A 4,466-nucleotide genomic window follows, 5' to 3' on the forward strand; every position below is an offset into this window, starting at 1 on the left:
GAAAATGTGTAAGTTGGACGGCCCATCAACAAGTATCTTTTTTGATTGATCCAATGCAGAAACCTCCGTTTTAACCTTAGTTATGTCTTTCGTAGACGTTAATTGAATCAATTCATAATCCTCGATCAAATAAGTCTTGGTTGTTCCATTGAATAGCGTGGCAAGGCTGATCTTGTGATAGACACCATCTGGTGCGTAGTAGATCTTCTTGATCCCCAAATTTTTGATGCGACTGTGAATCGGTTTCCAGTAGACATCAAACGGGGTGGCATTGTCAATCTTAAACTTGATGGTGTTTTTGTAAATCGCAAAAGACTTCTCATCAAGCACGGCTCCTTTGCCCAACAAGATCAATTCAGGATATTGAGCTCCTGGCAAAGCCAACAGCGCCGTATAAATGTTCTCTCCATTGATTTCGGTACGAATTACTTCGATACTACATTCATCATCGCCCAAGGCATTACTTATCGTAGTAAAGTCAGATTTATCTGAAGCATACGTATTTTCAAAATCACCGGAGGCCCTGGCAATGTCCTTTTCGAGCGTGGCGATTTTCTGAGTCAATGAATCCAGTGCCTGTTTCTGATTGGCATTTAAATCACTTTTCAAGGATTGCCTCCTTGCTACTTCCGACCTGGCTAATGACCATTCAGAAAATAAAGCGATCAACTGATCATCACCACTATTAAAAATCTGTTCACGGACACGTTTCGTCGAATTGAGAAGGATCCCCTTCATGGTCAACTCCAATTCGTACCAGGTGGCCAGCATTTGTGGTTCCACACTGTCCTGCGTGAAACGAGTCACAACATATCGCTTCAGGTTATCCTGAAATTTTCGTTTTTCGGTTACAAATTGCTTCTTCTCATTTTCCGAAAGATAGCTAAACGATTCCCGAATCTCCTTCAATACAATGTCCGCGAGATAAGCGAATAGGGGAGCAGCTTCCTCGAAGCGCTCCATACGGGTATACGTATTGGCGAGGTTATTCACGGCCAAAACATAACCAGGATTGTCATCCGCATAAAATTGTTCATATAACTTCCTGGCATCAAGCATGTATTTGAGGGCTTCTTCATTCCGTTCCTGGGCATCGTATAGCAGTCCAAGGTTTGAAAGGACAGACAGGTATTCCGGGTGAGATTTGCCTACGGTATATTCCAGTATCTCTAACGCTTTTTTATAATCCGCTTCAGCTTCAGCGTATTGTTTGGTTTCCAGAAGATGCAACCCTCGTTTATTCAACAAATTGGCATATTCCGGATGTCTTTCTCCAGTCAGACTTTGTTGCCAATCAATGGCCTTACTCAATAACAACTCGATGGAATCATTTTCCGGAGTAAACGAGTTCATGATATTGGCGAGGTTTGAGGCCAGTGCCACCCGTAGAGATAACGTGGTTTCTTCCTGGGTTGCAGTTTTCAGACCTGCTCTGAAATAGCGTTCCGCCTGATCATAGTTTGCCAACCCTTCCTGCAAAGCACCCATACTGTTCATTACCGATGCAAATGATCGAGATCTCTGAAGGGAATTGTCCAATAATATCTTGCGAGCTTTATTAAGGTACAGATCTGCTCCGTTGAAATCTCTCAGCAAATATTTTTGATTCCCCAAAGACTGATAAGCCTGAGCTAGCCTTTCCGGGTCCGTATTTGCGTCGTTTTCTAAAGCCTGGATGTAATTAGTGAACAAAGTTTCAGCTTTCTCGAATCGACCCAGTTCTGTCAGGAGGCCTCCCAATCTCAAGACAACCCGGGAATAGGAATCACTTTCAGTAAGACCGTTCCTAACATGCAGGTCCAGACATTTCTCTAGTCCATTTACTTGTTCAAATGGTTTCCTTAAATATCCATTAACATCCGCCCGTTCCATCAAAACCTGAATCTCATGACTTATTCCGCCATTAGAAGCCAAACACGTGGTATAGTATTGATCTGCCTCAGAATACTTTCCTAGAAGTACAGCCAACCTTGCCGCGTTAAGGTTAAACGCCAAAAGCGTCTCACCGGAACAGGTATCAGACTTACACGCAGAAATAATATTACTGCTGGTCTCATAGGCTTTTGCATAATCTTTCAAATGAATGAACACGTTGTAGTAATCCGTCAGGAATTCCACATACCCATCTCCATCTCGCATATATTCTTTTAGCTCGTCGTAATAGGGTGCCGCTTCTTCAAACCGCTGATTGTTCATTAAGAGGGCGCTGTAGTTCTCCACAACCTGATAGTAGAATCCTCCTTTCGGGGAGGGACTTAGGATCTCCAGAATTCTGGAGTATAATTTCATAGCTTCGTCCACCTGTTCAACACGTCCTTTGGTAAAAGCCAGATCATCCAGGGTTCTTACATAGAGTTCATCGATCTTGCCAATATTTTTTTGGTGCAGGTCTACGACTTGAGAAAGCGTACTATCCGCCCGATTGTATTCACCACAGTTGAGATAAAAAAACACCCAGGTTCCTAATCGTTTGCAGGGTTGTCAATTCGGTGGGACCAAATAAACTCATCCGTAGGTCAGCTTCTCCGCGGTTGTTGTTAATGGCTTGCTCACAGCTGTCCAATTGATAATAGACAAACGACCATTTTGAGAACATGTAGAGTTGGACAGAATCTCGCTTTTGAAATTCTGTATTGGCAATATTGTCCTGTAAACGCGTTAATTCGCTGAATGCCTCAGTATATGCCTGCTGCTCAATTAATTCATCTATCTTAGAAGTCCTGTCAGAAAAGTCAATCTCCTGTGCGTAGGCACAAAATGTAACCAGTAGTAATAAATTGCTAAAAAACAGATTCGTGCTGAACCTCTCCTTCATAATTGAGTAGTGCATAGACATATTTTTTGTCCCCGGCTTTCATCTTCGAAGCTACAGTCAGTGTCTGGTCATCATTTTTCACCACTCGAACGTCTTCCAAAACGTTAGACAATTGATAATCAAATGTACCAACGGGCTGGAAAGTTGCATCGAAGGTGTATGCCCTTAAGGTGGTAGTAGCATCAGGATTAATAATGGAAACAAAGACCCAAATCAGATCGCCATTAATAAAATGGGTAATGACATTACCTGTTGTTGTAAACTCACCCTGAGCAGTAGTCTTTCCTCTATAATCCATTTGCACCAGTTGATATGTAGTGTCATTTTTCGCATCATTCATTAATAGCGTATACTGTGCTTTCAAATAATTGTAAAGTAGATTTTGCAGGTTTCCTTCAGGTAATTTCAAATTGACTTTTTCATTTCCTGAAGCATAAAAATGACGCAAAGATTGTTCATGTACCGAAACAAATGAAGTATCTCCAAGTACTTTGAAATATGATATTGGTTCAGGTTGTGACTTTTCCCAAATCAGCGAAAAATCTGACTGATCATCCCGTAGCGTCATCAATTGTAAGATTTCTCCTTGTCGGCCATAGACCAGTTGCGTACTATCTGTTATGCGCAGAGCCGCGTAAATTTCTACTGGTTCACCATCGGAAGAACCAAAATCTGACAAAAACAAAGAATCCTGCCGGGCTAGTTTAACCGTATCCGAATTTAACATATTTTGGTCTGCTGATAATTCGAATAATCGGTCTAGTTCTTCAATAAAAGCTTTATTATTTTCCTGCCTTTTGTCGGTCTGAAAAACCGGCAGCTCCCTCAGGCATTTCACCATCATAAAACCATGAAAAATTATTTTGATTTCGAGGAGATTCCAAAATCAACCGTGCTGTGCTATCTACTGAAGTCCACGAACCATAAATGTTTTGGAAGGCCCGTGCTTTACGTGAGATAATATCGTCTGATGGAAGGTTATCAATGATGTTACAGTTCTTCTCGTAAACAAATTTGTTACCGAACTCCAACTTATGGCCCACATAAGAAAACACATCAATTAGGATGGATTGATTGTCGTACTTGGTGACCAGGTTAATGATCCGTTGAAGCTTAAGGTTCTCTAAATTCGCTTGCAGGCATTCCTCTCCATGCAACATGCGACGATTGGTGGTTAAGAAAAACCGGTAAGCCTCCGTGATTTCTTGTTTCAAACCGTCTACTTCTTCTTTGAGTAACTGACGAAAATCTTTTGACCACTGACCATAATCCCAAACTTCGATTTCATCTGCTAAGAAATTAGAAGGTGTTATGCCATTCATTCGGAAATGTTCGATCTGCTTACGATTCACAGATACCTGCCGTTTCCGATTATGTGGCATTCGCTGATAGATCTCCCTATATCTCTCCAAATAATACATTGAAGAGTCAAAATCCTGCCCTACCCGATCAATAGCCTCTTCCAATGCTTGATCAGCTGTCAGGAAAAGCCCTCTAAGGTTATTGCTACTATTGTTTATGGCCACAAATCCTTCGCGAGAAGTCAGGTACTTCTGAACGGCCTTGTCGTAGTTTTCCAGCAACTCCTGATATCGATCGGTATGGACCAACACCGAATCATACAGTCCATCTACCCTTTGCCTGATCATTG

4 protein-coding genes are annotated in these 4,466 nt (G+C 41.7%); all 4 read right to left on the reverse strand.

All coding sequences use genetic code 11. The annotated features are described in order from the left end of the window. The coding region (locus tag LYNGBM3L_RS11545) for a tetratricopeptide repeat protein (protein ID WP_008182791.1) at positions 1-2,454 on the reverse strand (2,454 nt) is incomplete at its 3' end. After that, positions 2,429-2,815 (reverse strand): hypothetical protein, encoded by a 387-nt coding sequence (locus LYNGBM3L_RS11550; protein ID WP_008182793.1) that lies wholly within the window; start codon positions 2,813-2,815, stop codon positions 2,429-2,431. The genes LYNGBM3L_RS11550 and LYNGBM3L_RS11545, both read right to left, overlap by 26 nt. Further along, a complete protein-coding gene (locus tag LYNGBM3L_RS11555) occupies positions 2,781-3,659 on the reverse strand; it encodes a hypothetical protein (RefSeq protein ID WP_131827485.1) in 879 nt (292 codons plus the stop codon). The genes LYNGBM3L_RS11550 and LYNGBM3L_RS11555 overlap by 35 nt, the downstream gene beginning before the upstream one ends. Next, positions 3,598-4,466, reverse strand: an 869-nt coding sequence (locus LYNGBM3L_RS11560) for a hypothetical protein (RefSeq protein ID WP_008182798.1), incomplete at its 5' end; no start/stop codon positions are given. The genes LYNGBM3L_RS11555 and LYNGBM3L_RS11560, both read right to left, overlap by 62 nt.

Source organism: Moorena producens 3L (genome assembly GCF_000211815.1).
GTDB lineage: Bacteria > Cyanobacteriota > Cyanobacteriia > Cyanobacteriales > Coleofasciculaceae > Moorena > Moorena producens.